The organism is Serratia sp. DFXYC6 (genome assembly GCF_057196085.1).
In genome coordinates, this window is record NZ_JBXUNV010000001.1 from 975,880 (window position 1) to 999,690 (window position 23,811).

General features: G+C 61.4%; 30 protein-coding genes. 14 read left to right on the top strand and 16 right to left on the bottom strand.

Features of this window, described 5'->3' with window-relative positions; all coding sequences use genetic code 11:
• Positions 1-100: 100 nt before the first annotated feature.
• From flhB to AC2CGQ_RS04795, 3 genes are read left to right on the top strand one after another with little or no spacing between them, the layout of a single operon-like run.
• A complete protein-coding gene (gene flhB / locus AC2CGQ_RS04785; protein ID WP_015378261.1) occupies positions 101-1,252 on the top strand; it encodes a flagellar biosynthesis protein FlhB in 1,152 nt (383 codons plus the stop codon).
• The gene (gene flhA / locus AC2CGQ_RS04790; protein ID WP_021504090.1) at positions 1,245-3,323 is read left to right on the top strand and encodes a flagellar biosynthesis protein FlhA; all 2,079 of its coding nucleotides are present in this window, start codon (positions 1,245-1,247) and stop codon (positions 3,321-3,323) included. Before flhB ends, flhA begins: the two co-directional genes overlap by 8 nt.
• Entirely contained in the window at positions 3,323-3,727 is a 405-nt protein-coding gene (locus AC2CGQ_RS04795) for a flagellar protein FlhE (RefSeq protein WP_015378259.1), read from the top strand. Before flhA ends, AC2CGQ_RS04795 begins: the two co-directional genes overlap by 1 nt.
• A gap of 2 nt (positions 3,728-3,729) precedes the next feature.
• Here AC2CGQ_RS04795 and AC2CGQ_RS04800 read toward each other — a convergent pair whose 3' ends face one another.
• The 5 genes from AC2CGQ_RS04800 to flgA form a co-directional block, all read right to left on the bottom strand.
• On the bottom strand, positions 3,730-4,032 hold the full coding sequence (locus AC2CGQ_RS04800; protein WP_015378258.1) for a helix-turn-helix domain-containing protein: 303 nt from the start codon (positions 4,030-4,032) through the stop codon (positions 3,730-3,732).
• Entirely contained in the window at positions 4,025-4,399 is a 375-nt protein-coding gene (locus tag AC2CGQ_RS04805; RefSeq protein ID WP_004934837.1) for a type II toxin-antitoxin system RelE/ParE family toxin, read from the bottom strand. The genes AC2CGQ_RS04800 and AC2CGQ_RS04805 overlap by 8 nt, the downstream gene beginning before the upstream one ends.
• A 229-nt stretch (positions 4,400-4,628) precedes the next feature.
• A complete protein-coding gene (locus AC2CGQ_RS04810) occupies positions 4,629-5,063 on the bottom strand; it encodes a flagella synthesis protein FlgN (RefSeq protein ID WP_004934835.1) in 435 nt (144 codons plus the stop codon).
• 39 nt (positions 5,064-5,102) lie between these two features.
• Complete coding sequence (gene flgM, locus AC2CGQ_RS04815) at positions 5,103-5,414, bottom strand: flagellar biosynthesis anti-sigma factor FlgM (protein WP_004934832.1); 312 nt, start codon at positions 5,412-5,414, stop codon at positions 5,103-5,105.
• A gap of 129 nt (positions 5,415-5,543) precedes the next feature.
• Positions 5,544-6,197 carry a flagellar basal body P-ring formation chaperone FlgA gene (flgA, locus tag AC2CGQ_RS04820; RefSeq protein WP_484593502.1) on the bottom strand — a complete coding sequence of 218 codons (654 nt, stop codon included), beginning with the start codon at positions 6,195-6,197 and terminating at the stop codon, positions 5,544-5,546.
• 160 nt (positions 6,198-6,357) lie between these two features.
• Between flgA and flgB the strand changes: the two genes are divergently transcribed.
• The 11 genes from flgB to flgL all read left to right on the top strand — a co-directional run bounded on the left by flgB (position 6,358) and on the right by flgL (position 16,432).
• Positions 6,358-6,771: a flagellar basal body rod protein FlgB gene (gene flgB / locus AC2CGQ_RS04825; RefSeq protein ID WP_015378256.1), complete on the top strand. Its 414-nt coding sequence runs from the start codon at positions 6,358-6,360 to the stop codon at positions 6,769-6,771.
• Between the two features lie 5 nt (positions 6,772-6,776).
• Entirely contained in the window at positions 6,777-7,181 is a 405-nt protein-coding gene (flgC, locus tag AC2CGQ_RS04830; RefSeq protein WP_004934826.1) for a flagellar basal body rod protein FlgC, read from the top strand.
• Positions 7,182-7,193: 12 nt separating this feature from the next.
• Complete coding sequence (gene flgD, locus AC2CGQ_RS04835) at positions 7,194-7,871, top strand: flagellar hook assembly protein FlgD (RefSeq protein WP_004934824.1); 678 nt, start codon at positions 7,194-7,196, stop codon at positions 7,869-7,871.
• A gap of 54 nt (positions 7,872-7,925) precedes the next feature.
• Entirely contained in the window at positions 7,926-9,149 is a 1,224-nt protein-coding gene (gene flgE, locus AC2CGQ_RS04840; protein ID WP_015378255.1) for a flagellar hook protein FlgE, read from the top strand.
• A 12-nt stretch (positions 9,150-9,161) separates the two neighbouring features.
• Positions 9,162-9,917 carry a flagellar basal body rod protein FlgF gene (locus AC2CGQ_RS04845; RefSeq protein ID WP_015378254.1) on the top strand — a complete coding sequence of 252 codons (756 nt, stop codon included), beginning with the start codon at positions 9,162-9,164 and terminating at the stop codon, positions 9,915-9,917.
• Between the two features lie 18 nt (positions 9,918-9,935).
• Positions 9,936-10,718, top strand: coding sequence for a flagellar basal-body rod protein FlgG (gene flgG, locus AC2CGQ_RS04850; protein WP_004934819.1), 783 nt, complete (start codon positions 9,936-9,938; stop codon positions 10,716-10,718).
• Positions 10,719-10,801: 83 nt separating this feature from the next.
• The gene (gene flgH, locus AC2CGQ_RS04855) at positions 10,802-11,503 is read left to right on the top strand and encodes a flagellar basal body L-ring protein FlgH (RefSeq protein ID WP_004934817.1); all 702 of its coding nucleotides are present in this window, start codon (positions 10,802-10,804) and stop codon (positions 11,501-11,503) included.
• A 10-nt stretch (positions 11,504-11,513) separates the two neighbouring features.
• Complete coding sequence (locus AC2CGQ_RS04860; protein ID WP_004934816.1) at positions 11,514-12,614, top strand: flagellar basal body P-ring protein FlgI; 1,101 nt, start codon at positions 11,514-11,516, stop codon at positions 12,612-12,614.
• A complete protein-coding gene (flgJ, locus tag AC2CGQ_RS04865) occupies positions 12,614-13,558 on the top strand; it encodes a flagellar assembly peptidoglycan hydrolase FlgJ (RefSeq protein ID WP_484593503.1) in 945 nt (314 codons plus the stop codon). Before AC2CGQ_RS04860 ends, flgJ begins: the two co-directional genes overlap by 1 nt.
• Positions 13,559-13,763: 205 nt before the next feature.
• Positions 13,764-15,413, top strand: a complete 1,650-nt coding sequence (gene flgK, locus AC2CGQ_RS04870) for a flagellar hook-associated protein FlgK (protein WP_015378251.1) — start codon at positions 13,764-13,766, stop codon at positions 15,411-15,413.
• A gap of 59 nt (positions 15,414-15,472) precedes the next feature.
• On the top strand, positions 15,473-16,432 hold the full coding sequence (flgL, locus tag AC2CGQ_RS04875; RefSeq protein WP_049240618.1) for a flagellar hook-associated protein FlgL: 960 nt from the start codon (positions 15,473-15,475) through the stop codon (positions 16,430-16,432).
• Positions 16,433-16,731: 299 nt separating this feature from the next.
• Here flgL and AC2CGQ_RS04880 read toward each other — a convergent pair whose 3' ends face one another.
• The 11 genes from AC2CGQ_RS04880 to fliJ form a co-directional block, all read right to left on the bottom strand.
• On the bottom strand, positions 16,732-16,998 hold the full coding sequence (locus tag AC2CGQ_RS04880) for a hypothetical protein (RefSeq protein ID WP_015378248.1): 267 nt from the start codon (positions 16,996-16,998) through the stop codon (positions 16,732-16,734).
• 339 nt (positions 16,999-17,337) lie between these two features.
• A complete protein-coding gene (gene sra / locus AC2CGQ_RS04885; protein WP_013813483.1) occupies positions 17,338-17,472 on the bottom strand; it encodes a stationary-phase-induced ribosome-associated protein in 135 nt (44 codons plus the stop codon).
• 354 nt (positions 17,473-17,826) lie between these two features.
• Positions 17,827-18,609, bottom strand: coding sequence for a flagellar biosynthetic protein FliR (fliR, locus tag AC2CGQ_RS04890; RefSeq protein ID WP_021504085.1), 783 nt, complete (start codon positions 18,607-18,609; stop codon positions 17,827-17,829).
• A 2-nt stretch (positions 18,610-18,611) separates the two neighbouring features.
• A complete protein-coding gene (fliQ, locus tag AC2CGQ_RS04895; RefSeq protein ID WP_004934803.1) occupies positions 18,612-18,881 on the bottom strand; it encodes a flagellar biosynthesis protein FliQ in 270 nt (89 codons plus the stop codon).
• Positions 18,882-18,902: 21 nt separating this feature from the next.
• Positions 18,903-19,664 (bottom strand): flagellar type III secretion system pore protein FliP, encoded by a 762-nt coding sequence (gene fliP / locus AC2CGQ_RS04900; protein WP_004934802.1) that lies wholly within the window; start codon positions 19,662-19,664, stop codon positions 18,903-18,905.
• Positions 19,661-20,065 carry a flagellar biosynthetic protein FliO gene (gene fliO / locus AC2CGQ_RS04905; protein ID WP_166445203.1) on the bottom strand — a complete coding sequence of 135 codons (405 nt, stop codon included), beginning with the start codon at positions 20,063-20,065 and terminating at the stop codon, positions 19,661-19,663. Before fliO ends, fliP begins: the two co-directional genes overlap by 4 nt.
• Positions 20,065-20,481, bottom strand: coding sequence for a flagellar motor switch protein FliN (gene fliN / locus AC2CGQ_RS04910; RefSeq protein WP_004934799.1), 417 nt, complete (start codon positions 20,479-20,481; stop codon positions 20,065-20,067). The genes fliO and fliN overlap by 1 nt, the downstream gene beginning before the upstream one ends.
• Positions 20,474-21,478 (bottom strand): flagellar motor switch protein FliM, encoded by a 1,005-nt coding sequence (fliM, locus tag AC2CGQ_RS04915; RefSeq protein ID WP_004934798.1) that lies wholly within the window; start codon positions 21,476-21,478, stop codon positions 20,474-20,476. Before fliM ends, fliN begins: the two co-directional genes overlap by 8 nt.
• A 5-nt stretch (positions 21,479-21,483) precedes the next feature.
• A complete protein-coding gene (fliL, locus tag AC2CGQ_RS04920; RefSeq protein ID WP_015378245.1) occupies positions 21,484-21,969 on the bottom strand; it encodes a flagellar basal body-associated protein FliL in 486 nt (161 codons plus the stop codon).
• Between the two features lie 165 nt (positions 21,970-22,134).
• Entirely contained in the window at positions 22,135-23,364 is a 1,230-nt protein-coding gene (locus AC2CGQ_RS04925) for a flagellar hook-length control protein FliK (protein WP_172574782.1), read from the bottom strand.
• A complete protein-coding gene (fliJ, locus tag AC2CGQ_RS04930) occupies positions 23,361-23,807 on the bottom strand; it encodes a flagellar export protein FliJ (protein WP_004934783.1) in 447 nt (148 codons plus the stop codon). Before fliJ ends, AC2CGQ_RS04925 begins: the two co-directional genes overlap by 4 nt.
• Between the last annotated feature and the right edge of the window lie 4 nt (positions 23,808-23,811).

Consider the following 23,811-nt stretch of genomic DNA (forward strand, 5'->3'; position numbering starts at 1 on the left):
AATAACCCGCCTTTTTCCCCGTTGTTCCCCCAATGACATCGCCAATTTTTTGGCATGCTGACCGCCATTCTTTACCCTCCCGACACAGGAACGGCGTTTCGTGGCTGAAGACAGCGATCTGGAAAAAAGCGAGGCCCCCACGCCCCACAGGCTGGAAAAGGCGCGTGAAGACGGCCAGATCCCGCGCTCGCGCGAGCTGACCTCGGTACTGATGCTGCTCTCGGGCCTGGCGATTATCCTGATGTCCGGCAGCAACATGGCGCAACAGCTGGCGGCGATGCTCACGCAAGGTCTGAACTTCGATCACGGCATGGTCAGCAACGATAAACAGATGCTGCGCCAATTGGGCATGCTGCTGCGCCAGGCGGTGCTGGCGCTGCTGCCGATCATGGCGGGGCTGGTGCTGGTGGCGCTCGCCGCGCCGATGTTGCTGGGGGGCATCTTGTTCAGCGGCAAGTCGATCAAGTTCGATTTGAAGCGGCTGAACCCGCTATCCGGGTTGAAGCGCATCTTTTCCAGCCAGGTGCTGGCCGAGCTGCTGAAAGGGATCCTGAAAGCGACGCTGGTCGGTTGGGTGACCGGCCTCTATCTGTGGCACAACTGGGCGGCGATGCTGCATCTGATGACTCAGCAGCCGCTCGATGCGCTGGGCAACGCGCTGCAGATGATTCTGTTCTGTGGCTTTCTGGTCGTGCTGGGATTGACGCCGATGGTGGCGTTCGACGTGTTCTATCAGCTGTGGAGTCACTTCAAGAAGCTGAAGATGACCAAGCAGGATATTCGCGACGAGTTCAAAGACCAGGAAGGGGACCCGCACGTCAAGGGACGCATTCGTCAGCAGCAGCGGGCGATCGCCCGGCGCCGCATGATGGCCGACGTGCCCAAGGCGGACGTGATCGTCACCAACCCGACGCACTACGCCGTCGCGTTGCAGTACAACGACAAAAAAATGAGTGCGCCGAAAGTGCTGGCCAAAGGGGCCGGCGAAATCGCCTTGCGCATTCGCGAACTCGGTGCGGAACACCGCATCCCGATGCTGGAGGCGCCGCCGCTGGCGCGCGCGCTGTATCGGCACAGCGAGATCGGCCAGCATATTCCGGCCACCCTGTATGCCGCGGTCGCCGAGGTGCTGGCCTGGGTGTACCAGCTGCGCCGCTGGCGGCGCGAGGGCGGCCTGATCCCGAAAAAACCTGAACGTTTACCGGTGCCGGAAGCACTGGATTTTGCAAAAGAGAGTGACTCTGATGGCTAATTTGGCCTCCCTGCTTCGTTTGCCGGGCAATTTTAAAGATACGCAGTGGCAGGTGTTGGCCGGCCCGGTGCTGATCCTGCTGATCCTGTCGATGATGGTGTTGCCGTTGCCGGCGTTTATCCTCGACCTGCTGTTTACCTTCAACATCGCGCTGTCGATCATGGTGCTGCTGGTGGCGATGTTCACCCAGCGCACGCTCGAATTCGCCGCCTTCCCGACCATCCTGCTGTTCTCCACATTGCTGCGTTTGTCGCTCAACGTCGCGTCGACACGCATCATCTTGCTGGAGGGGCACACCGGCTCCGCCGCCGCCGGCCGCGTGGTGGAAGCCTTCGGCCACTTCCTGGTGGGGGGCAACTTCGCCATCGGCATCGTGGTGTTCATCATCCTGGTGCTGATTAACTTTATGGTCATCACCAAAGGTGCGGGGCGTATCGCCGAAGTGGGCGCGCGTTTCGTGCTGGACGGCATGCCGGGCAAACAGATGGCGATTGACGCCGATCTGAACGCCGGCCTGATCGGTGAAGACGAAGCGAAGAAACGCCGCGCCGAAGTGACCCAGGAGGCCGACTTTTACGGCTCGATGGACGGCGCCAGTAAATTCGTGCGCGGCGACGCCATCGCCGGCCTGATGATCATGGTGCTGAACGTAGTCGGCGGCCTGTTGGTCGGCGTGGTGCAACACGGCATGGAGCTGGGGGCGGCGGCGGAAAGCTATACGCTGCTGACCATCGGTGACGGCCTGGTGGCGCAGATCCCGGCATTGGTGATCTCCACCGCCGCCGGCGTCATCGTCACCCGCGTCGCGACCGATCAGGACGTCGGCGAGCAGATGGTGGGCCAGCTGTTCAACAATCCGCGCGTGATGCTGCTGAGCGCCGGGGTGCTGGGGCTGCTGGGCCTGGTGCCGGGCATGCCGAACCTGGTGTTCCTGCTGTTTACCGCGGCTCTGTTGGGCCTCGCCTGGTGGCTGCGCGGCCGTGAACAACAGGCGCCGAAAACGGTGGAAGATCCGGTGATGCCGGAGAATCCGCAGGCCGCCGAAGCCAGCTGGGCCGACGTGCAGTTGGAAGATCCGCTGGGGATGGAGGTGGGCTACCGGCTGATTCCGATGGTCGATTTTCAGCAGAACGGCGAACTGCTGGGCCGTATCCGCGGCATCCGCAAGAAATTCGCCCAGGACATGGGCTATCTGCCGCCGGTGGTGCACATTCGCGACAACCTGGAACTGCCGCCTGCCAGCTACCGTATCCTGATGAAAGGCGTCGAGATCGGCAGCGGTGAAGCGCAGCCGGGCCGTTGGCTGGCGATCAACCCCGGCAATGCCGTAGGCGAGCTGGCGGGAGACAAAACCGTCGATCCGGCCTTTGGGCTCGAGGCGGTATGGATCGACAGCGCCTTGCGCGAGCAGGCGCAGATCCAGGGCTTTACCGTGGTGGAGGCCAGCACCGTGGTGGCGACACACCTCAATCACCTGATCGGCCAGTTCGCCAGCGAGCTGTTTGGCCGCCAGGAGACCCAACAGCTGCTGGATCGCGTGTCGCAGGAGATGCCGAAGCTGACCGAAGACTTCGTGCCGGGCGTGGTGTCGCTGACGACGCTGCACAAAGTGCTGCAAAATCTGCTCGCCGAGCGCGTTTCCATTCGCGATATGCGCACCATCGTCGAAACGCTGGCGGAACACGCCCCGGCGCAGAGCGATCCTTATGAATTGACCACCGTGGTGCGAGTGGCGCTAGGCAGGGCGATCACGCAGCAGTGGTTCCCGGGCAACGGCGAGATTCAGGTTATCGGCCTGGATACCCAGTTAGAGCGTCTGTTGCTGCAGGCGTTGCAGGGCGGCGGCGGCCTGGAGCCGGGGCTGGCCGATCGTCTGTTGGATCAGGCACGCCAGGCGTTGCAGCGGCAAGAAATGCTCAGCGCGCCGCCGGTGCTGCTGGTCAACCATGCGCTGCGGGCCTTGCTGGCGCGCTTCCTGCGTCGCAGCCTGCCGCAGATCGTGGTGTTGTCCAATCTGGAGATCAACGACGATCGCCAGATTCGCATGACCTCGACCATCGGAGCGGCCTGATGAAACGCTGTCTGTTCGTATTTTGTTTGCTGGCTCCGCTCGCCGCCGGCGCGGTGTCCGGCTCCTGGGTGGCTGAAGGGGCGGGGGTCACGCTGGAACAGGGCGGGATGCGCGATGAATCCGCCGCTTTGCGGCCGCCGAACGCGCTGCCGGATGCCCATGCGCGCATCACCAGCGTCAGCTGGCGCTACCGTTTGCTGGGGCCGGAACCGGTGGGGCTGCAGGCCCAGCTCTGCACGGTAAACCGCTGTATTCCGCTGGGCGGCGGCAGCGGCAGCAGCAACGGTCTGCAGGGCGAACCGGCCAATGCGGAATTGCGCTTTGTCTATTACGTGCAGTCGCAAGGCGGGCTGAATCCGCCGCTGCGGGTGATTGGCAATCAGGTGATCGTCAATTATCAGTAACATCAGGCCAGAATTTGCAGGCCGTTGCGTTCCACCAGCGTCAGCAGTTTCATCGCGGCGGAGTTCGGTTGCGCTTCGCCGCGCTCCCATTTCTGCACCGCTTTTTTGCTGACGTTGAGATACAGCGCAAACACCGGCTGACTGACGTTTTCCCGTTCGCGCAGCGCGCGGATCTCGGCCGGCCCGAACTGTTTCACCGGCCGCAGACACAGCATGTCGAAGGTGCGCATGGTCACGTCATCGACGAAACCGGCGCGATGCAGGCCCTGAACTTCCTGGTGGATCTCGGCAAGAATTTTACTCATCGCTTAGCCTCCGTAATTCCTTGTTGTTGACCAGCTGGTAGAGTCTGAATGGCGAATAATCCAGATACAGCGCAGCCAGATGTTTCAATCCTTGTAACTCATCCGCACTGATGTTTTCTCTCTCACTTTTGGCAAAGCCGCGCATAAAAAACAGGCGGTCTTCATCGCGAAAAACGATCAGTACCCGATAGCCGCCACGTTTGCCCGCACCAGCCCGAGCGATGCGCTTTTTGTATACGCAACCGCCAAGATTGGCATCGTACAGCTGATGTTGCATCTCTCGCGCCGCTTTCACTATCGTGGCGTCGCTAATGCGCTCGCGTGCGGCAAAACCCTGAAAGGTTTTGGTGAGATAAATGTCGGCCATTCGCTCTCCCTGCGAATCTATACCCTCTAAGGGTATATTTCAAGTGGTTTAAAAATAACCACAGGGTGACAAGAGGCCAAAGAGAAAGAAACAGCCAAATTCACGCCATGCGCAGCCTGACGCAAAGCCTTAAGTGAATTCAAAGAGTGATAGGGAGAAAATGCGACGGGATGCGCAGAAGCCGGTGAACGCATGCCCGGTGATAGGCTCACCGGGCAAATGAGTCAGGTCAAACGCCGATTTTTCTGCCGAGCAGGCTGCCGGCGTGCGACTGGCCGTCCGGGCCATACAGCGATTTGTTGTTTTTACTGAGGATGGCCAGCGCCTGAGCGTTATGGTCGATCTGCTGATTGAGCAGCAGACCGTTGTGCTGGTTCTTTTCGCGCAGCGTTTGGCTCAGCAATTGAACGCGCTGCCAACGATCGGCCAGGGGCGCTTGGCTGGCATAGGGGGCGCGTTGCCCGCAGGTTTTTTCCTGCCCCAGGCGCTGTTGCTCGAGATAAGCGACCGTCGCCAGCAGTTGGCTTTTGGCATCGGTGACGCGCTGCAAGGCCACGCCCGGCAACTGGCCGGAGCACAGCAAGTCGTGCTCTTCCTCCAGCACACCATTGAGCGCCTGCAACGTTTCCAACAGTTTATCCAGCAGTTGTGCCAGCTTTTCCATAGTAATGACTTATCCTTTACCGCTATTCGCCGCGTGCTGTCAGTCGCGTCCGGCGATCCATTGAACATCGCTCTGCGCGTCTTGCAGCAGCGCATCGGCGATTTTGCCGGCGTCCATCTTCAGTTCACCGTTGCGGATCGCCTGTTTGATGGCCTCGACCCGACCCATATCGATATCCTGGGTGCCCGGCTGCATCAGGCGCGCCTGCGCCTCGCTCAGTTTGACCTGCGTGCCGCTGACGGCGGTTTCGGCCACGGCGGCCTTGCGCGGCTGGAGCGGGTTGTCGGCCGGGGTTTCACGCGGTTGCACAGTGGAAACCGGCTGTAACCGCTGGGTGCGATCGATACTCATGGTCCATCTCCGTTTACGCCGTCGCCGCTCGCGGGCGACGACGCTGCAATGAAAGTGTTGCGGCCCTGGTGGCCAATAAAATGCTGCTTGATTTGTCTTATCGGCAAGGTTGGCGGAACCTTTACTTTTTTATAACGTAATGCGGATCGCGCCGTCGTCCCCGACCACGCCGCTGACGATCTGTCCGGAGGCCATGCGTACCCGCACGCTGTCTTCGGCGGCGGCGTTGTTCATCGCCTTACCCGCACCGCTGATGCTGAATCCTTCGCCCTGTGCGTTGACCTGCACCGGTTGCCCAGCCTTGATAATCCAGGCGCGGCGCAGCATGGCGAGGGTCAGCGGCTGACCGGGGCTGATGTTGCGCAGGCTGACGGCGCCTAACGCTTTGCCCGCTTCGGTCAGCGCGCGCGGCGGCAGGGTATCGAGCCGGCCCTGTTTCAACGCCAGATCCGCCGCCGTCAACCGGCTGCCGGCGCTGATGCCGCGCGCCGAAACGAGATAGCGGCCGAACACCTGCACCTGCGTCTGGATAAAACGCCGCTCCTGGCCACAGCGCGCCGAAATGCTGACGTTGCCGCCGATCCGCGCGTTGGGCGACAGCGACAGCTGCGGCAGTTCGCAAGCGGGCCATTGGTTCGGCGGCGTGCGCACCCGCACTTTTACCTGTACCGGTTCGCCGCTGAACTTGCCTTGGATGTAGCTTTCGATTTGCGTCGCCAGATCGTCGGCGCGCGCGTTCAGACTGCACAGCAGGCCGATAAGCAGCAGCATTTTACCTTTCATCGTCATCTTCTCAAGCTTCATCGGGATACGCGTAAGTGTACCCGCAGCGCGCGCAGGCTAAGCAGATAAATAGCGCCCCATTTTGCGTTTATTCCCGCGATAGGGTGGCGCAGGGGGCGTTTATGCTGTCGACTCCAAATTCTAACCTCGCGGAGGGAGCATGCTCGACAAACTGGACGCGGCTCTGCGCTTTGGCCAAGAGGCGCTGAACTTGCGCGCCCAGCGGCAGGAAATTCTGGCCGCCAACATCGCCAACGCAGACACACCGGGTTATCAGGCGCGAGATATCGATTTCGCCAGCCAATTGAACAAAGTACTGGAGCAGGGGCGCGTCAGCGGCAACGGCATGGCGCTGAACCTGACGGCGGCGCGCCACATCCCGGCGCAGACCCTGCAGCCGCCACAGCTTGATCTGCTGTTCCGAGTGCCGGACCAGCCGTCGATGGACGGCAATACGGTGGACATGGATCGCGAACGCACCAACTTTGCCGATAACAGCCTGAAATATCAGACCGACCTGACGCTGCTCAACGGGCAGATCAAAGGGATGATGTCCGTGCTGCAACAAGGATAAGGCGCATGTCTTTACTGAATATTTTTGATATCTCCGGCTCGGCGTTATCGGCGCAATCCCAGCGCATGAACGTCAGCGCCAGCAACATGGCCAACGCCGACAGCGTGACCGGCCCGGACGGTGAACCTTACCGCGCCAAGCAGGTGGTGTTCCAGGTCGCGGCGGCGCCAGGGCAGCCGACCGGCGGCGTGCGCGTCGCCCAGGTGGTGGACGATCCGGCGCCCGAGCGCCTAGTGTATCAGCCGGGCAACCCGCTGGCGGACGCCAAGGGGTATGTGCGCATGCCGAACGTCGACGTGGTGGGGGAAATGGTCAACACCATCTCCGCTTCCCGCAGCTACCAGGCCAACGTCGAGGTGCTCAACACCACCAAGTCGATGATGATGAAAACCCTGACGCTGGGTCAGTAACCGGAGATTTCCATGGCTATCGCCGCAACCACCAACGAGTCGTTGGACAACACCGTCATCGGTAACAACAGCAAGACCACCAACAGCCAGGATCTGCACAACAGCTTCCTGACGCTGCTGGTCGCGCAGTTGAAAAACCAGGATCCGACCAATCCGATGCAGAACAACGAGCTGACGTCGCAGCTGGCGCAGATCAACACCGTTCAGGGTATCGAAAAGCTTAACACCACGCTGGGGTCGATCTCCGGCCAGATCAACAGCAACCAGTCGCTGCAGGCCACTGCGCTGATCGGTCACGGCGTGATGGTGCCGGGCAACAATATTCTGGTCGGCAGCAAGGACGGCAAGGTCAGCACCACGCCGTTCGGCGTGGAACTGGAGCGCGCCGCCGATCAGGTGACCGCCACCATCACCAACGCCAGCGGGCAGGTGGTGCGCACCATTGAAATTGGCGGCCTGACCGCCGGCGTGCACGCCTTCACCTGGGACGGCTCGCTGGATGACGGCTCCACCGCGCCCGACGGCGCCTACAAAGTGGCGATTAACGCCAAAGGCAACGGCGAGCAGCTGGTGGCGCGCAGCCTGCACTTCGGGCTGGTGAATGGCGTGATCCGCGACGGCAACGGCGCCAAGCTGGATCTCGGCCTGGCGGGCAACGCCACCCTGGAAGACGTGCGACAGATCTTATAACCCTAAGCATCAGGCTCAATCGGACGATAGCCTGACCACTATTCGGAGAATAACATGGCCTTTTCTCAGGCAGTCAGCGGCTTGAACGCGGCAGCAACCAACCTGGACGTGATCGGTAACAACATCGCCAACTCCGCAACCGCGGGCTTCAAATCCGGCAGCGTCTCCTTTGCCGACATGTTCGCCGGTTCGCAGGTCGGGCTGGGCGTCAAAGTGTCCGGCATCACCCAGAACTTCAAGGGCGGCACCACCACCGGCACCAGCCGCGCGCTGGATGTGGCCATCAACGGCAACGGCTTTTTCCGCATGCAGGATAAAGACGGTGGCATCTTCTATACCCGCAACGGCCAGTTCAAACTGGACGAGAACCGCAACCTGACCAACATGCAGGGCCTGCAGCTGACCGGTTACCCGGCGGCCGGTTCCCCACCGACCATCCAGCAGGGCGCCAACCCGGTGCCGCTGAGCATTCCCGAAGGCATGATGAACGCCAAGGCGTCCACCTCCGGCGAGATGGTGGCCAACCTGAAGTCCACCCATAAAGTGCCGGAAAACAAGACCTTCGATCCGACCAAGCAGGACAGCTACAACTACGTCAACACCATCACCGCTTACGACTCGCTGGGTAATGCGCACAACATCAACGCTTACTTTGTGAAGACCGAAGACAACAAGTGGCAGGTCTACACCCAGGACGGCAGCGCGGCGCCAGTGAACGCCGGCACCATGGAGTTCAGCACCAGCGGTAATCTGGTGAAAACCACCAGCACCAACGGCGCGCCGGGCGAGTTCAGCATGGTGATCCCGATGACCGCCAAAGACGGCGCGCCGGCGCAAAACTTCACCCTGAGCTTCGCCGGCAGCATGCAGCAGAACGTAGGCAGCGACTCGGTGAGCAAGGTGGCGCAGGACGGCTATGCCGCCGGTGAATACACCAACTTCCAGATCAACAACGACGGCACAGTGGTGGGCATCTACTCCAACCAGCAGACCCAGGTGCTGGGTCAGATCGTCATGGCCAACTTCTCCAACCCGGAAGGGCTGGCGTCGCAGGGCGATAACGTTTGGCAGGAAACCGGCGCGTCCGGCCAGCCACGCGTTGGTCTGTCGGGCGGCGGCGGCTTCGGTAAGCTGACCAGCGGCGCGCTGGAGTCTTCCAACGTCGATCTGAGCCAGGAGCTGGTGAACATGATCGTCGCACAGCGTAACTACCAGTCCAACGCCCAGACCATCAAGACGCAGGACTCCATCCTGCAGACGCTGGTTAGCCTGCGCTAATAGGGCCGAGTTATGGATCACGCGATTTATACCGCGATGGGCGCGGCTCGCCAAACGCTGGAGCAGCAATCCATTACCGCCAACAACCTGGCCAATGCGTCGACGCCGGGCTTTCGCGCCCAGCTCGCCGCGCTGCGCGCGGTGCCGGTCGACGGTCCGAGCCTGGCGACACGCACCTTGGTGACTGCCTCGACGCCGGGCGCCGACATGAGCCAGGGCGCGCTGAACTACACGGCGCGCCCGCTGGACGTGGCGCTGCAGCAGGATGGTTTTTTGGCGGTGAGCCTGCCGGGCGGCGGTGAAGCTTACACCCGCAACGGCAACATTCAGATTTCCTCCACCGGGCAGTTGACGGTGCAGGGGATGCCGCTGATGGGCGACGGCGGGCCGATCGAGGTGCCGCCGTCGGCGGAGATCACCATCGCGGCCGACGGCACCATTTCGGCGCTGAACGCCGGCGATCCGCCGAACACCATCGCGCAGATTGGCCGCCTGAAGCTGGTGAAGGCCGATGCGCGCGAAGTGATGCGCGGTGACGACGGGCTGTTCCGCCTGACGCCGGAAACCCAACAGCTGCGCGGCAATCAGTTGCAAAACGATCCGCAGGTGCGGGTGATGCCCGGCGTGCTGGAGGGCAGCAACGTCAAGCCGATGGAGACCATGGTTGACATGATCGCCAACGCCCGCCGTTTTGAAATGCAAATGAAGGTCATCCACAGCGTGGATGAAAACGAACAGCGTGCCAACTCACTGCTCTCAGTGAGCTAAGCAGCAAGGAAATAACCGATGATTCCATCCTTATGGATTGCCAAAACCGGTCTGGACGCGCAGCAGACCAACATGGACGTGATCGCCAACAACCTGGCGAACGTCAGCACCAACGGCTTCAAGCGCCAGCGTGCGGTATTTGAAGATCTGCTGTACCAGACCATGCGTCAGCCGGGCGCGCAGTCCTCCGAGCAGACTACGCTGCCTTCCGGTCTGCAGATCGGCACCGGCGTGCGCCCGGTGGCGACCGAGCGCCTGCACAGCCAGGGCAACCTGTCGCAGACTAACAACAGCAAAGACGTCGCCATCAAGGGGCAGGGTTTCTTCCAGGTGATGTTGCCGGACGGCACCCAGGCTTACACCCGTGACGGGTCGTTCCAGATCGATCAGAACGGCCAGCTGGTCACCTCCAGCGGTTTCCAGGTGCAGCCGGCGATCACCATTCCGGCGAACGCGCTGTCCATCACCGTCGGCCGCGACGGCATCGTCAGCGTTACCCAGCAAGGGCAGACCGCCGCTCAGCAGGTGGGCCAACTGACGCTGACGACCTTTGTCAACGACAGCGGTCTGGAGAGCGTGGGCGAGAACCTGTATCAGGAAACCGAAAGCTCGGGCGCGCCGAACGAGAGCACGCCGGGGCTGAACGGCGCCGGTCTGCTGTATCAGGGCTACGTGGAGACCTCCAACGTCAACGTGGCGGAAGAGCTGGTCAACATGATCCAGACTCAGCGCGCTTATGAGATCAACAGCAAAGCGGTATCGACCTCCGATCAGATGCTGCAAAAGCTGACGCAACTGTAATCTGTCCTTGACGGGCCCGGCATGCCGCGCCCGTCATTCTCTTTCGTGAAACAAAGGCGATACCCGTGGTAACCACATATTCGATGGCAATCCTGCCGCGGCAGGGACAACGCTGGCTGGCGGGAATGGTGATGCTGACGCTGAGCGGCTGCGCTTATATTCCGCATAAACCGCTGGTGGACGGCGCGACCACGGCGCAGCCCGCGCCGGCCAGCGCGCCGATGCCGAACGGCTCAATCTTCCAGACGGTGCAGCCGATGAACTACGGCTATCAGCCGCTGTTCGAAGACCGCCGGCCGCGCAACGTCGGCGACACCCTGACCATCGTGCTGCAGGAAAACGTCAGCGCCAGCAAAAGCTCCTCCGCCAACGCCAGCCGCAACGGCGCCAGCAAGTTCGGCGTCGCCACCTCGCCGCGTTACCTCGACGGCCTGTTGGGCAATGCGCGCGCCGATATGGACATTTCCGGCGACAGCACCTTCGGCGGCAAGGGCGGCGCCAACGCCAACAACACCTTCAACGGCACCATTACGGTGACGGTCAACCAGGTACTGGCCAACGGCAACCTGCACGTGGTGGGGGAAAAGCAGATCGCCATCAACCAGGGCACCGAATTCATTCGTTTCTCCGGCGTCGTCAACCCGCGCACCATCAGCGGCAACAACTCGGTCACCTCGACGCAGGTGGCGGACGCGCGGATCGAATACGTCGGCAATGGCTATATCAACGAGGCGCAGACCATGGGCTGGCTGCAGCGCTTCTTCTTAAATGTTTCACCGTTCTAAGGATTGACTGATGCTGAAAAAATGGTTTATCGCGCTGTGCGTCGGGCTGGTGTGCTTGCCGGCGGCGGCGGAGCGCATCCGCGATCTGGTGACGGTGCAGGGCGTGCGAGACAACGCCCTGATCGGCTACGGCCTGGTGGTGGGGTTGGACGGCTCCGGCGACCAGACCATGCAGACGCCGTTCACCACCCAAAGCCTCAGCAATATGCTGTCGCAGCTGGGTATCACCGTGCCACCGGGCACCAATATGCAGCTGAAAAACGTGGCGGCGGTGATGGTGACCGCCAAACTGCCGCCGTTCTCGCGCGCCGGGCAGAATATCGACGTGGTGGTTTCTTCGATGGGCAACGCCAAGAGCCTGCGTGGCGGCACCCTGCTGATGACGCCGCTCAAAGGCGTGGATAACCAGGTTTATGCGCTGGCGCAGGGCAACGTGCTGGTGGGCGGCGCGGGCGCGGCGGCCGGCGGCAGCAGCGTGCAGGTCAACCAGTTGGCGGGCGGGCGCATCAGCAACGGCGCCACCATCGAACGCGAGTTGCCGACCACCTTCGGCAGCGGCGGGGTGCTCAACCTGCAGCTGAACGACGAGGATTTCACGCTGGCGCAGCAGATCAGCGACGCCATCAACCGCCAACGCGGCGGCGGCACCGCGACGCCGCTCGACGCCCGCACCATTCAGGTGCTGGTGCCACAGGGCAACAGCTCTCAGGTGCGCTTCCTGGCGGAGATTCAAAACATCACCGTCAACGTCGGCGCGATGGACGCCAAGGTGATCATCAACTCGCGCACCGGTTCGGTGGTGATGAACCGCGATGTGATCCTCGATTCTTGCGCCGTGGCCCAGGGCAACCTGTCGGTGGTGGTCGATCGGCAGAACACTGTCAGCCAGCCAACGACCCCGTTCGGCGGCGGCCAGACGGTGGTGACGCCTAACACCCAGATCTCGGTGCAACAGCAGGGTGGGTCGCTGCAGAAGGTGAATGCCAGCGCCAACCTGAACAATGTGATCCGCGCGCTGAATGCGCTGGGCGCCACGCCGATCGATCTGATGTCGATCCTGCAGGCGATGCAGAGCGCCGGCTGCCTGCGCGCCAAGCTGGAAATCATCTGATGGCCGGCGATCTGATGGCGATGTCGGGCGCGGCCTATGACGCCCTGGCGCTGAACGGCCTGAAGCGCGACGCGGCGGCCGACCCGCAGGGCAACCTCAAGCAGGTGGCCCAGCAGGTGGAAGGCATGTTCGTGCAGATGATGCTGAAAAGCATGCGATCCGCCTTGCCGCAGGACGGGGTATTGAGCAGCGATCAAACGCGGCTCTATACCTCGATGTACGATCAGCAAATCGCCCAGCAGATGTCGCAAAAAGGGCTGGGGCTGGCCGACATGATGGTCAAGCAGATGAGCAACGCCAACGCGGTGCCGAGTGAAACCGCGGGCCTGTCGCCGATGGCGCTGGACAACGAGGTGCTGCAAACGCTGCCGAACCAGGCGCTGGAGCAGATGGTGCGCCGGGCGATGCCGAAAGCCCCGCCGGCCGCCGCGCCGCTGTCGCTCAACAACGGCAACTTCGTCGCCCGCCTGTCGATACCGGCGAAGGTCGCCAGCCAGCAGAGCGGCATTCCGCATCAGCTGATCGTCGCGCAGGCGGCGCTGGAGTCCGGCTGGGGGCAGCGCGAGATCCCGACCTCAGACGGCACGCCGAGCTACAACCTGTTCGGCATCAAGGCCGGCGGCAGCTGGAACGGGCCGGTAACGGAGATCACCACCACCGAGTTCGAACAGGGCGCGGCGAAGAAGGTGAAGGCGAAGTTCCGCGTCTACGGCTCGTACGTCGAGGCGATCGCCGATTACGTCAAACTGCTGACCAACAACCCGCGCTACGCCGACGTGGCCGCCGCGCGCAGCCCGGAACAGGCGGCGCATGCGCTGCAGCGCGCCGGCTATGCCACCGACCCGCAGTACGCCAGCAAGCTGGTCAGCGTGATTCAGCAGATGAAGAGCGCGGGGGAGCAGGCGGTGAAAGCTTACACCCACGATCTGAAAGATTTGTTCTAAATCCCCGTCATTCTTGACGCCGCAGCGGCGCCAATTATTTAGGGGTAGGCGGCAATGGAGGCTCGCTGGATGCTGACTACATTGCCGCTTTTTTTCCTCAAGTTCTTCTCATTTTTGCCGATAACCGAAACAGGCTGAGCGAACAGGCTCAGCAGCTCAATTAAGAACCCTGTGGGCCGCCGGCGCCGCAGCATAAGGAATTCCGATGTCCAATAGCTTAATCAATACCGCGATGAGCGGGCTGAATGCGGCTCAGGTGGCGCTCAGTACCGTCAGCAACAACATCTCCAACTACAACGTGGCGGGCTACAACCGTCAGACCGCGATCCTGGCGCAGAACGGCGGCATGGCCACCATGAGCGGCTTTATCGGCAACGGCGTGACCGTCACCAGCGTTAATCGCGAGTACAACCAGTTCATCACCAACCAGCTGCGCGGCGCGCAAAGCGCGTTCGGGGCGCAAAACGCCTATTACGAGAAGATTTCACAGATCGACAACCTGTTGGCGAGCAAGACCAACCCGCTGTCGACCAACATGCAGGATTTCTTTACCAACCTGCAGAACCTGGTGAGCAACGCCGGTGACGACGCCGCGCGCCAGACGGTGCTGGGCAAGGCCAACGGCCTGGTGAATCAGTTCAACAACACCGACAAATTCCTGCGCGACATGGATAACGGCGTTAATCAGCAGATCAGCGATACGGCGCAGCAAATCAACAGCTACGGCCAACAGATCGCCAAACTGAACGACGAGATCACCCGTTTGCGCGGCAGCGCCGCCGGCGAGCCGAATGCGTTGCTGGATCAGCGCGATCAGCTGGTCACCGAATTGAACCAGCTGGTGGGCGTACAGGTCACGCAACAGGACGGCGACGCCTATACCGTCTCCTTCGCCAACGGCTTGACCCTGGTGCAGGGCAGCAACACCTATCAGGTGGAAGCCGTGCCATCCAGCAGCGATCCTTCCCGTCTGACCATCGGCTATAACCGCGGCAACGGCGCCAGCGAAGTGCCGGAAGGCCAGATCACCAGCGGCACGCTGAGCGGCGTGCTGAAATTCCGCAGCGAAACGCTGGACGGCGTGCGCAATCAGCTGGGCCAGTTGGCGCTGGCGATGGCGGACAGCTTTAACCAACAGCATCGCGCCGGCTTCGATCTGAACGGCGACGCGGGCGGCGACTTCTTCAGCTTCAGCGGCGGCCGGGTGGTGGATAACACCCGCAACACCGGCGACGCGTCGCTGTCAGTCTCTTACACCGATACCGGCAAGGTGAAGGCCAACGATTATCGCGTCGAGTTCGACGGCAGCAGCTGGCAGGTGAGCCGCCTGCCGGACAACGTGAAAGTCAACGCGACGCCGGGCACCAGCGCCGACGGCAAGCCGACGCTGAACTTCGACGGGTTGGAAGTGAGCATCGACGGCAATGCGCAGGCCAAAGACAGCTTCACCGTGAAGCCGGTCAGCGACGTGGCGGGCAATCTGAAAGTGGCCATCACCGATTCGTCCAAGATCGCCGCCGCCGGTAAAGACGACAGCGGCCGCGGCGATAACGAAAACGCCAAGAAGCTGCTGGATCTGCAAACCAAAAACCTGGTGGACGGCAAGGCGACCCTGAGCGGCGCTTACGCCGGCATCGTCAGCGGCGTCGGCAACCAGACCGCTGCCGCCAAGGCTATCGCCACCTCGCAGGCCAAGATCGTCACGCAGCTGGGCGCGCAACAGCAGTCGATGTCCGGCGTCAACCTTGACGAAGAGTATGGCGAGCTGCTGCGTTTTCAGCAGTACTACATGGCCAACGCGCAGGTGATTCAGACCGCCAGCTCGCTGTTCGACGCGCTGCTGAATATTCGTTGATTTCATTGTTAATCGGCGCCGATAACGGCGCCGGTCGCTCAGAGTAAGGAACCCACAGCATGCGCATGAGCACCAGCATGATGTACCAACAGAACATGAACGGCATCACGGGCAACCAGTCGCTGTTCATGAAGGCGGCCGAGCAGCTTTCCTCGGGCAAGCGGGTGATCAACCCGTCCGACGATCCGCTGGCGGCGTCGCGCGCGGTGATGTTGTCGCAATCGCAGGCGGAAAACAGCCAGTACACGCTGGCGCGCACCTTCGCTCGTCAGAACGTGTCGATGGAAGAAACGGTCTTGGCCGGCGCGACCTCCACCATCGCGGACATGAAGGCGCTGATCGTCAATGCCGGCGGCACCGAAAGCGATAACGACCGCCAGTCGTTGGCCACCCAGCTGCAGGGGCTGAAAGATCAGCTGCTGAACCAGGCCAACAGCACCGACGGCAACGGTCGCTATATGTTCGGCGGATACGTGAACGACAAGGCGCCGTTTGTCGACAACGGCGGCACCGTCAGCTATCAGGGGGGCGACAAGACGGTAGAGCAGAAAGTGGACGCCAACCGCACCATGACCATCGGCCATACCGGCAACGCGGTGTTCATGTCATTGACCAGCAACCCGAAGCCAGAGCCGGACGGCAGCGCGCCGGTCAGCAACATTTTCGAGAGCATCGACATCGCGTTGAATGCGCTGAAAACGCCGCTGCAGGGCGCCGACGAGGCTACCAAGCAGCAGGTGAACGATGCGTTGGCGAAAGCCAACCGCGGCCTGGACAACTCCTACAACAACGTGCTGAGCGTGCGCGCCGAGCTGGGCAGCCAGCTGCAGGAGATGGATCAACTGGACAGCATCGGCAAAGAGCGCGATATGACCAACCAGATCCAGATGAGCGCGCTGACGGATGCCGACCTGGCCGAGTCTATCTCGTCTTATTTCATGCAGCAGGCGGCGCTGCAGGCGTCGTATAAAACCTTCAGCGATATGCAGGGCATGTCGTTGTTCCAGATGAATCGTTAAGAGCAATACCCCGTTGCCTGACCGCGACGGGTTTCCCTTTAGTGCGCTTAGAAAATGCCCTCTCCGCCCCGCGGGGAGGGAGGCTTCTTGAAACCGGGCGCACTCGTTTGGCGCGTCGTTCGTTCTCCCACTACTGACTGAGCGACGCGCCTTTTTTTGTCTGCGTGTTCCCATTCACCTTAAGCCTTAGCGGAAAGGCACGCCGCGATCCCTATCGCCGCCGTTATTGCCGTCACCGGCGCCGCCAATCCGTTGCATTTCTTCTCTGGTCAGTTCTCTCAGCATAGGTCGATCTCCTGTTAACGCGACTTAGCGTTATTTTTAGGGTTGTTATTTTCGATTTGAGATTTGCGGCTCTCATTTAGCAGCCAGCGTATTGGCTTATAGAGGCACTCGGCCAACTTCAATGAGCCAAATAAGGTAAACGGGATGATGACAAAACTATCGACGCCAGGCGGCAGAGCAAATAAACCCCAGGAAAAACCCAGTGTGTTTAAAATAGTGCTCATGATCAAAAGGGCGATGCCGCTGATGAATAAATCACTCAGCTGAAACTTTATCTTCATATTTACACCATTTATATTTTAGTGAGGCTTGCTGCGTACTGGTAGCAAGGTTGTTTTCAATATAACGCTGGGGAAATAAGGTGGGAAATCGATTTTTCTTGTCAGTGAATAAATAAGGGGTGTGAGTAAATTAAATCATTAATACATTATTTTTAAATTTAACGCAGCAGCCAGGGTGATGTGGCGCGTTATTCCCTTCCTAAGAATAAAGTACACCGGCACGGTTTGCCGGCGAGTGATGAGTGTGGGTCCCGGGCTGCCGATGCGGCGCCGCGTCGAATGACGTTGCAGAAGCCGGATAGGGGCGCAACCCGGAATTTTGCTACAGGTCTTGCGTGATTATTTCTTTTTCTTCACCACTTTCCATTTTCCGCCATCGCTGGTCTCGGTGAAGGAAACTCTAAACTTGTTGCTTTTCCAGTGGGTCAAACCGAATAACCGGCGTGCTTTGCGGTTGCTTTTCGCTTTAATCATGATGTCGCTCCTATGGTTAGCAAAGATCGATGCTGCTCCCTGCAGCCGGCGGGCGCCGGACGCATTTATTTAAGATGCAAGGAATCTGCCGCGCATTTAACTCTGCGTGGCTGCGTTATTTTATTTTTCTCTAATCAATGGTTGTATATTATCGCTGCGGAGACTCACGCGCTGTGGCGATATTTTTGTTACCGGGTCTATTCTAGGTCGGGGTTTTATTTATTCAAGCCGCCGGAGACATTTGAACCTTAATCCGGATAAAAGCCGTTTCTCAGGCTTTTGTCCCAAGAAAACGTTTTTATTGCCATTTTGTCTCAGGCGGAAGAGGGGGGAAGGAAGGGGCCGCACAGGGGATCAGAAGGTCATGCCGCCGATCACCGCCGCCAATCGATCGAACACTTCGCCGAACAGGTGTTCGCAGAACGGCGCCAGCATCGGCATCATCATGCCCAGCGTCATGATGCCGAAGGTCATGGTGACCGGGAAGCCGATCACGAACACCGACAGCTGCGGCGTCATGCGGTTGAGCAGGCCGAGCGCCATGTTGAGCGTCAACAGCAGGCAGATCAGCGGCAGCGCCAGCATCATGCCGTTGATGAAGATCAGCGAGCCGACCTGAGTCAGCACCAGGAAACCGTTGCCGTTCAGCGGCTGCGTTTGGACAGGCAGGGTGTGGAAGCTGTCCGCCAGCAGCGAAATCAGCCACAGATGGCCGTCGAAGCTGAGGAACAGCAACATCGCCAGCAGGTTGAGCAGGCGCGCCAGCACCGGCATGTTCGGGCCGCCGCTGGGATCGAAGAAGGTGGCGAACGACAGGCCCATCTGCATGCCGATCACTTCCCCCGCCAGGCGCACCGCCGCGAAGGCGAACTGCATGGTTAACCCCAGCGCCACGCCGATCAGAATCTGCTGAATCGCCAGCCACAGGCCGGCGGCGGAGAAGATGGGGATATTGCTGGCGGGCAGCGTCGGCGCAATCAGGATGACGATCAGCCCGCCAAGGCCGATTTTGACCTTTTTGCTGATTTGCTTTTCGCTGAATATCGGCGCGGTGCTGATCAGCGCCAGAATGCGCAGCAGCGGCCAAAAATAGTGGCTTAGCCAGACGGTGAGCTGGGCGCTGTCGAAAGTGAGCACGGTCAGCCGATCAGGGTAGGCAGGTTGCTGAACAGGGTGCGCATGTAGTCCAGCAACAGGTTCAGCATCCAGGGGCCGGCGATGATGATGGTGGCCACTACCGCCAGAATTTTGGGGATGAACGACAGCGTCATTTCGTTGATCTGGGTGGCGGCCTGCAGCAGGCTGACCACCAGGCCGCTGATGAGCGCCGCCAGCAGCAGCGGGGCGGCCAGCGCCAGCGCCACTTTCATCGCCTCGGTGCCGAGCGCCATAACCGATTCAGGTGTCATCTCGCTTTCTCCGGTCAGGGGTTACGAATAGAAGCTCTGCGCCAGCGAGCCGAGCAGCAGCTGCCAGCCATCGACCAGCACGAACAGCATTAGCTTGAACGGCAGCGAGATGGTGGCCGGCGGCACCATCATCATCCCCAGCGCCATCAATACGCTGGCAACCACCAGGTCGATAATCAGGAACGGAATGAACACCGTAAAGCCGATCTGGAAGGCGGTTTTCAGTTCGCTGGTGACGTAGGCGGGCAGCAGGATGCGCATCGGCACCGCTTCCGGGCCGGCCAGCGGCGGCTGATTGGCCAGTCTGGCGTACAGCGCGAGATCGGTTTCGCGCGTTTGCCGCAGCATGAACTCGCGCAGCGGCTGCGCGCCTTTATCCAGCGCGACCTCCAGTCCGATCTTGTCCTGGCTGAACGGCAGGTAGGCGTCCTGATAGACCTTGTCGAACACCGGCGACATGATGAAGAAGGTCAGGAACAGCGCCAGCCCCAGCATCACCTGGTTCGGCGGCGCCGACGGCGTGCCCAGCGCATTGCGCAGCAGCCCGAGCACGATGATGATGCGGGTGAAGCTGGTCATCATCAGCAGCATGGCGGGCAGGAAGGTCAGCGAGGTCAACAGCACCAGCGTCTGCACCGGCAGCGACCAGCTTTGGCCGCCGTTGGCCAGCGGCTGGCTGATCAGCCCCGGCAGTTGTGCAAAAGCCGCCGGGCTGATCAGCAGCAGGGCGGCAGGGAGCCAAACCGCCGGACGGCGGACGAGGGTATGAAGAGTCGAGGTCATGCCGATTTTTCCGGGCGTTTCAGAACTTTTTGCATCAGTTGGCGGAAGTCCGCCGGTGTCGCCGCGTTGGTCTCGCCTTCGTCTTTCGGCGGGGCGGGCAGGGTGTGCAGCGGGGTGATCTGCTGGGCGGTGACGCCCAAGACCAGCAGGGTGTCGTCGATTTCCACCACCACCACGCGCTCACGCTGCCCGACCTGGCAACTGGCGCGCAGGTTGAGCAGTTTGTTGTTGCGCGCCTGCGGGGCGAACCCCAGCCGACGGAACAGCCAACCGGCCAGCAGGATCAGCAGCAGAATGCCGCCGAGCGCGCTGCTGACCTGCATCAACACCGAACCGGCCGGCAGGGCCGGCGCGGCGGGTTGTTGGGTGCTTTGCACGGTAACGGGCGCGGCGACGGTCATCAGCGGCTCAGTCGACGCATGCGTTCGGACGGGGTGATGATGTCGGTGATGCGCACGCCGAACTTGTCGGCCACCACCACCACTTCACCTTGTGCGATCAGGTAACCGTTGATCAGGATATCCAGCGGTTCGCCGGCCAGGCCGTCCAGCGCCACCACCGAGCCCTGCGACAGGCGCAGCAACTCTTTGATGGTCATCTTGGTGCGCCCCAGTTCCACGGTCAGCTTGACCGGAATATCCAGAATCAGGTCGATATCCTGCAGGCTGCCGAGCGCATCCTGAGCTTCCAGCGACTTGAACACCCCTTCGGTGCTCGCGCCGGATTTCTCTGAAGACTGCTGCTCGTTAAACGCATCAGCCCACAGATCGTCTACGGATTCCTTTCCTTCGCCAGACGGTTGCTTAGGATCACTCATTGGGCTGTTCCTCACTCAGAGCATTCAAAATAGGGTTAATCAAATGTTCAACACGCAGGGCGTATTGCCCGTTCAACGTGCCGTATTGGCTGGTCAGAACCGGTACGCCGTCCACATGGGCGATCAGGCGTTCCGGCTTGTCTATCGGTAATACATCGCCCGGTTGCAGCTTCAGGACTTTCGACAGCCGCATCGGGATATCGACGAAGTTGGCGATCAGCTCCAGTTCGGAGTGCTGCACCTGCTTCACCAGCGTTTCGCGCCAGTGGCTGTCTTCCTGCCGCGAATTTTCCAGCGGCGGGTTGGTCAACAGCTCGCGCAGCGGTTCGATCATCGCGAAGGGAATGCAGATGTTGAACTCGCCGGTCAGCGCGCCGATCTCCACCTGGAACGGCGTGGTGACCACGATGTCGTTCGGCGAGGTGGTGATGTTGGTGAACTTCACCTGCATTTCGGCGCGCACGTACTCTACGTCGATCTTGTAGATGGCGCTCCAGGCGTCGCCGTAGGCGTCCAGCGCCAGACGCAGCATGCGCTTGATCACCCGTTGTTCGGTCGGGGTGAATTCGCGGCCTTCGACCTTGGTCGGGAAGCGGCCGTCGCCGCCGAACAGGTTATCGACGGCGATGAACACCAGGCTCGGCGCGAACACGAACAGGGCGGTGCCGCGCAGCGGATTCAGATGCACCAGGTTCAGGTTGGTCGGCACCGGCAGGTTGCGGGCGAACTCGTGATACGGCTGGATTTTGATCGGGCCGACGGTAATGTCCGGGCTGCGGCGCAGCAGGTTGAACAATCCCATGCGGAACTGCCGGGCAAAACGTTCGTTGATAATTTCCAGCGCGTGCAGGCGCTCGCGCACCACGCGGCGCTGGGTGTTCGGATCGTAAGGCTTGACCTCGCTCTCTTTGCCGACCACCGCCTCGGGTTCATCACCCGCGCTGTCGCCGTTGAGCAAGGCGTCGATCTCTGCCTGTGAAAGAATGCTATCGCCCATAGTGATTACCGCAGTATGAAGGCGGTGAACAGCACGTCGCTGACCACCTGCTTCGGTTGTCCCTTAACCAGCGGCGGGCTGAGCACATCCTTAATCTGCGCCACCAACTGTTGCTTCCCTTGTTCATTGGCCAACTGGCTCGCTTCCTGGCGGGAAAGCAGCATCAGCAGACGGCTGCGCACTTCCGGCAGAAAATCGTTCAGCTGGCGGCGGGTACTTTCGTCCGGCAGACGCAGCGTGAGGCCGATGTACAGCACGCGATCCGGGTTGTTGTCCGGCGTCACCAGGTTGACGGTAAAGGTGTCGAGCGGCATGAACACCGGCGCCGCCGGCGGTTGTTCTTTGACGGCGGCCGGTTCGGCGCCGTTTTTATGCTGTTGCAGCAGCCACCAGCTGTAGCCCGCGGCGCCACAGGCGACGACGCTGATCAACACCAGCAGGATGACCAGAAGGGGGCGTTTCGGTGCTGCCGGAAGGGAGTTCTGAGACATAGCGAAATCTAATTCCTGTTGTTCCACCCGCGGCCTGTGAGGCGGCGGGCATCGCGCGCGGCAAAGCCGCACGCATGACATGTAAAGGTATTATCGCGTCTATTGTGGCGTGCAATAGCCTGAATAGACGCGCAAATGGGTGCCAGCTTGGGCGTTTGCGGCGGCTCAGGCGAAAATATCGACGCCGTTGACCGCGCTGGCCATACGCTGCAGCGCCGCCGGTGCGCTGACGCCCTCGGCGGCTGCGCCGTCAGCGCCATGATGTTCAGCATAACTGGAACGGCCCTGGCTGTTGGAAGCCTGCTGTTGCGCCTGCTGCCAGTGCGGGGTGGACTCGCCGCCCACGCTGCTCTGCCCCAGGTTGATACCGCTCTCCGCCAGCGCGTGCCGCAGCTGCGGCATCGCCGCTTCCACCGCCGCACGCACCTGGCCGTGCGCGGAGGCGATGTGCAGCTGCGCCTGCTGGTCGTCCAGTTTCAGCGTGATCTGCAAGGCGCCCAGTTCCTGCGGGTGCAGGCGCAGCTCGGCGCTCTGCTGGCCGTTGCGGTGGAACATCAGCACCTGTTGGTTCAACGCCTGCTGCCACTCCGGGCTGCCCAGCTGCGCGTTGAGCTGCGGAGCCGGCGGTGCCGTCACCAGCGCGCTGGCCGGGGCGGTCGTTTGCGTCGGGCTGGCGGCGGCCAGGGCGACAGCGTGATTGAGCGTCGGTTGCTGCTGCGCATCGCTCACCGGCAGCGGCTGTGCGGCGTTTGCGCGTTCACCGCTGGTCGGCTGCGTTGTCGCCGCGGCAGCGTTGTCGCCATCGGTAGCCGGCGTTTTCGCGCCCGTCACCGCCGGGGCGGGGGCCGCCGACGAGCGCGCGGCGGTGTTATCACCGGCCGCCGCGATGTTCAGCAGGCCGTTGCCGGGCTGCAGCGCAGTCGCCTCGTCAGCGTTTTCCATCGGCAGCGACCGTTGGCCTTCGGCCGGTTGCGCCTGAGCGACGATCGCGGCCGGCAGCATGGCGTACAGCGCCTGCAGCGTCGCGGCATCCAGCTCTTTGGCGGCGACGATCGGCGGCTGCGCCGGTTTATCGCCGGCGGCGGGCGCATCGCCTTCAACGGCTTCAGAAGAAGGCGCGTCGGCTGAGGCTGACAGGTTCGGCAACAGGCCGCCGCGCTCGCCGAAGGTGGCCAGCAGCTGATTGAGCTGGTTGCGGCTCAGGGCCGGGGCGCGCTCCTCGTCCGCGCTCAGCGTGGCCGGCTGAGGTTTGCCATCGGCGGCGGGCGCGAAACGCGCGCCGAGCAGCTGGGCAAAAGCGGACGACAGCTGGCTTTCGTCCAGCGCCGAGGTCAGTTCGGTCAGACCGCCGGCGTCGCCGGGTAAGGCCAGGCCGGGCAGGGCGTTCAGATTCATGGGTTGATATTCCTTTGTGCGCTGCGTTGAGCGAATTCATCCATCAATTTTTGATCCCGTTTGTTCTCCTGCTGCTGCTCCGCGTTCATTGCGCGGGTATGCAGGGTTTCGAAAGCGTTCAGCCGCTGTTGTTTGTCTTGCCATTGCTTCACCGCGTGATCCACTTTCTGCCCCCACTGCAGCAGCTGCTGGCGGTGCTGGTCGATGGCCTGCTCCAGCGTGCCGATAAACTGCTGGTAGTTTTGCCAGCGTGAGCTATCCATGCCGTCGCAGAGCGTATGATTCAGCTTCTGGCGGTATTCGTCCTGATAGTTGAGCAGCATCGACAGCTGCTGCTCCGCCGCCTGCTGCGCCTGCCGCACCTGGCCAAGCTGTTGCGCGGCTTGCTCCACCGCATCCTGCGCCAGATCGCGCAGGGTAATCAGGGGGGATTGTGATTTCATCGCT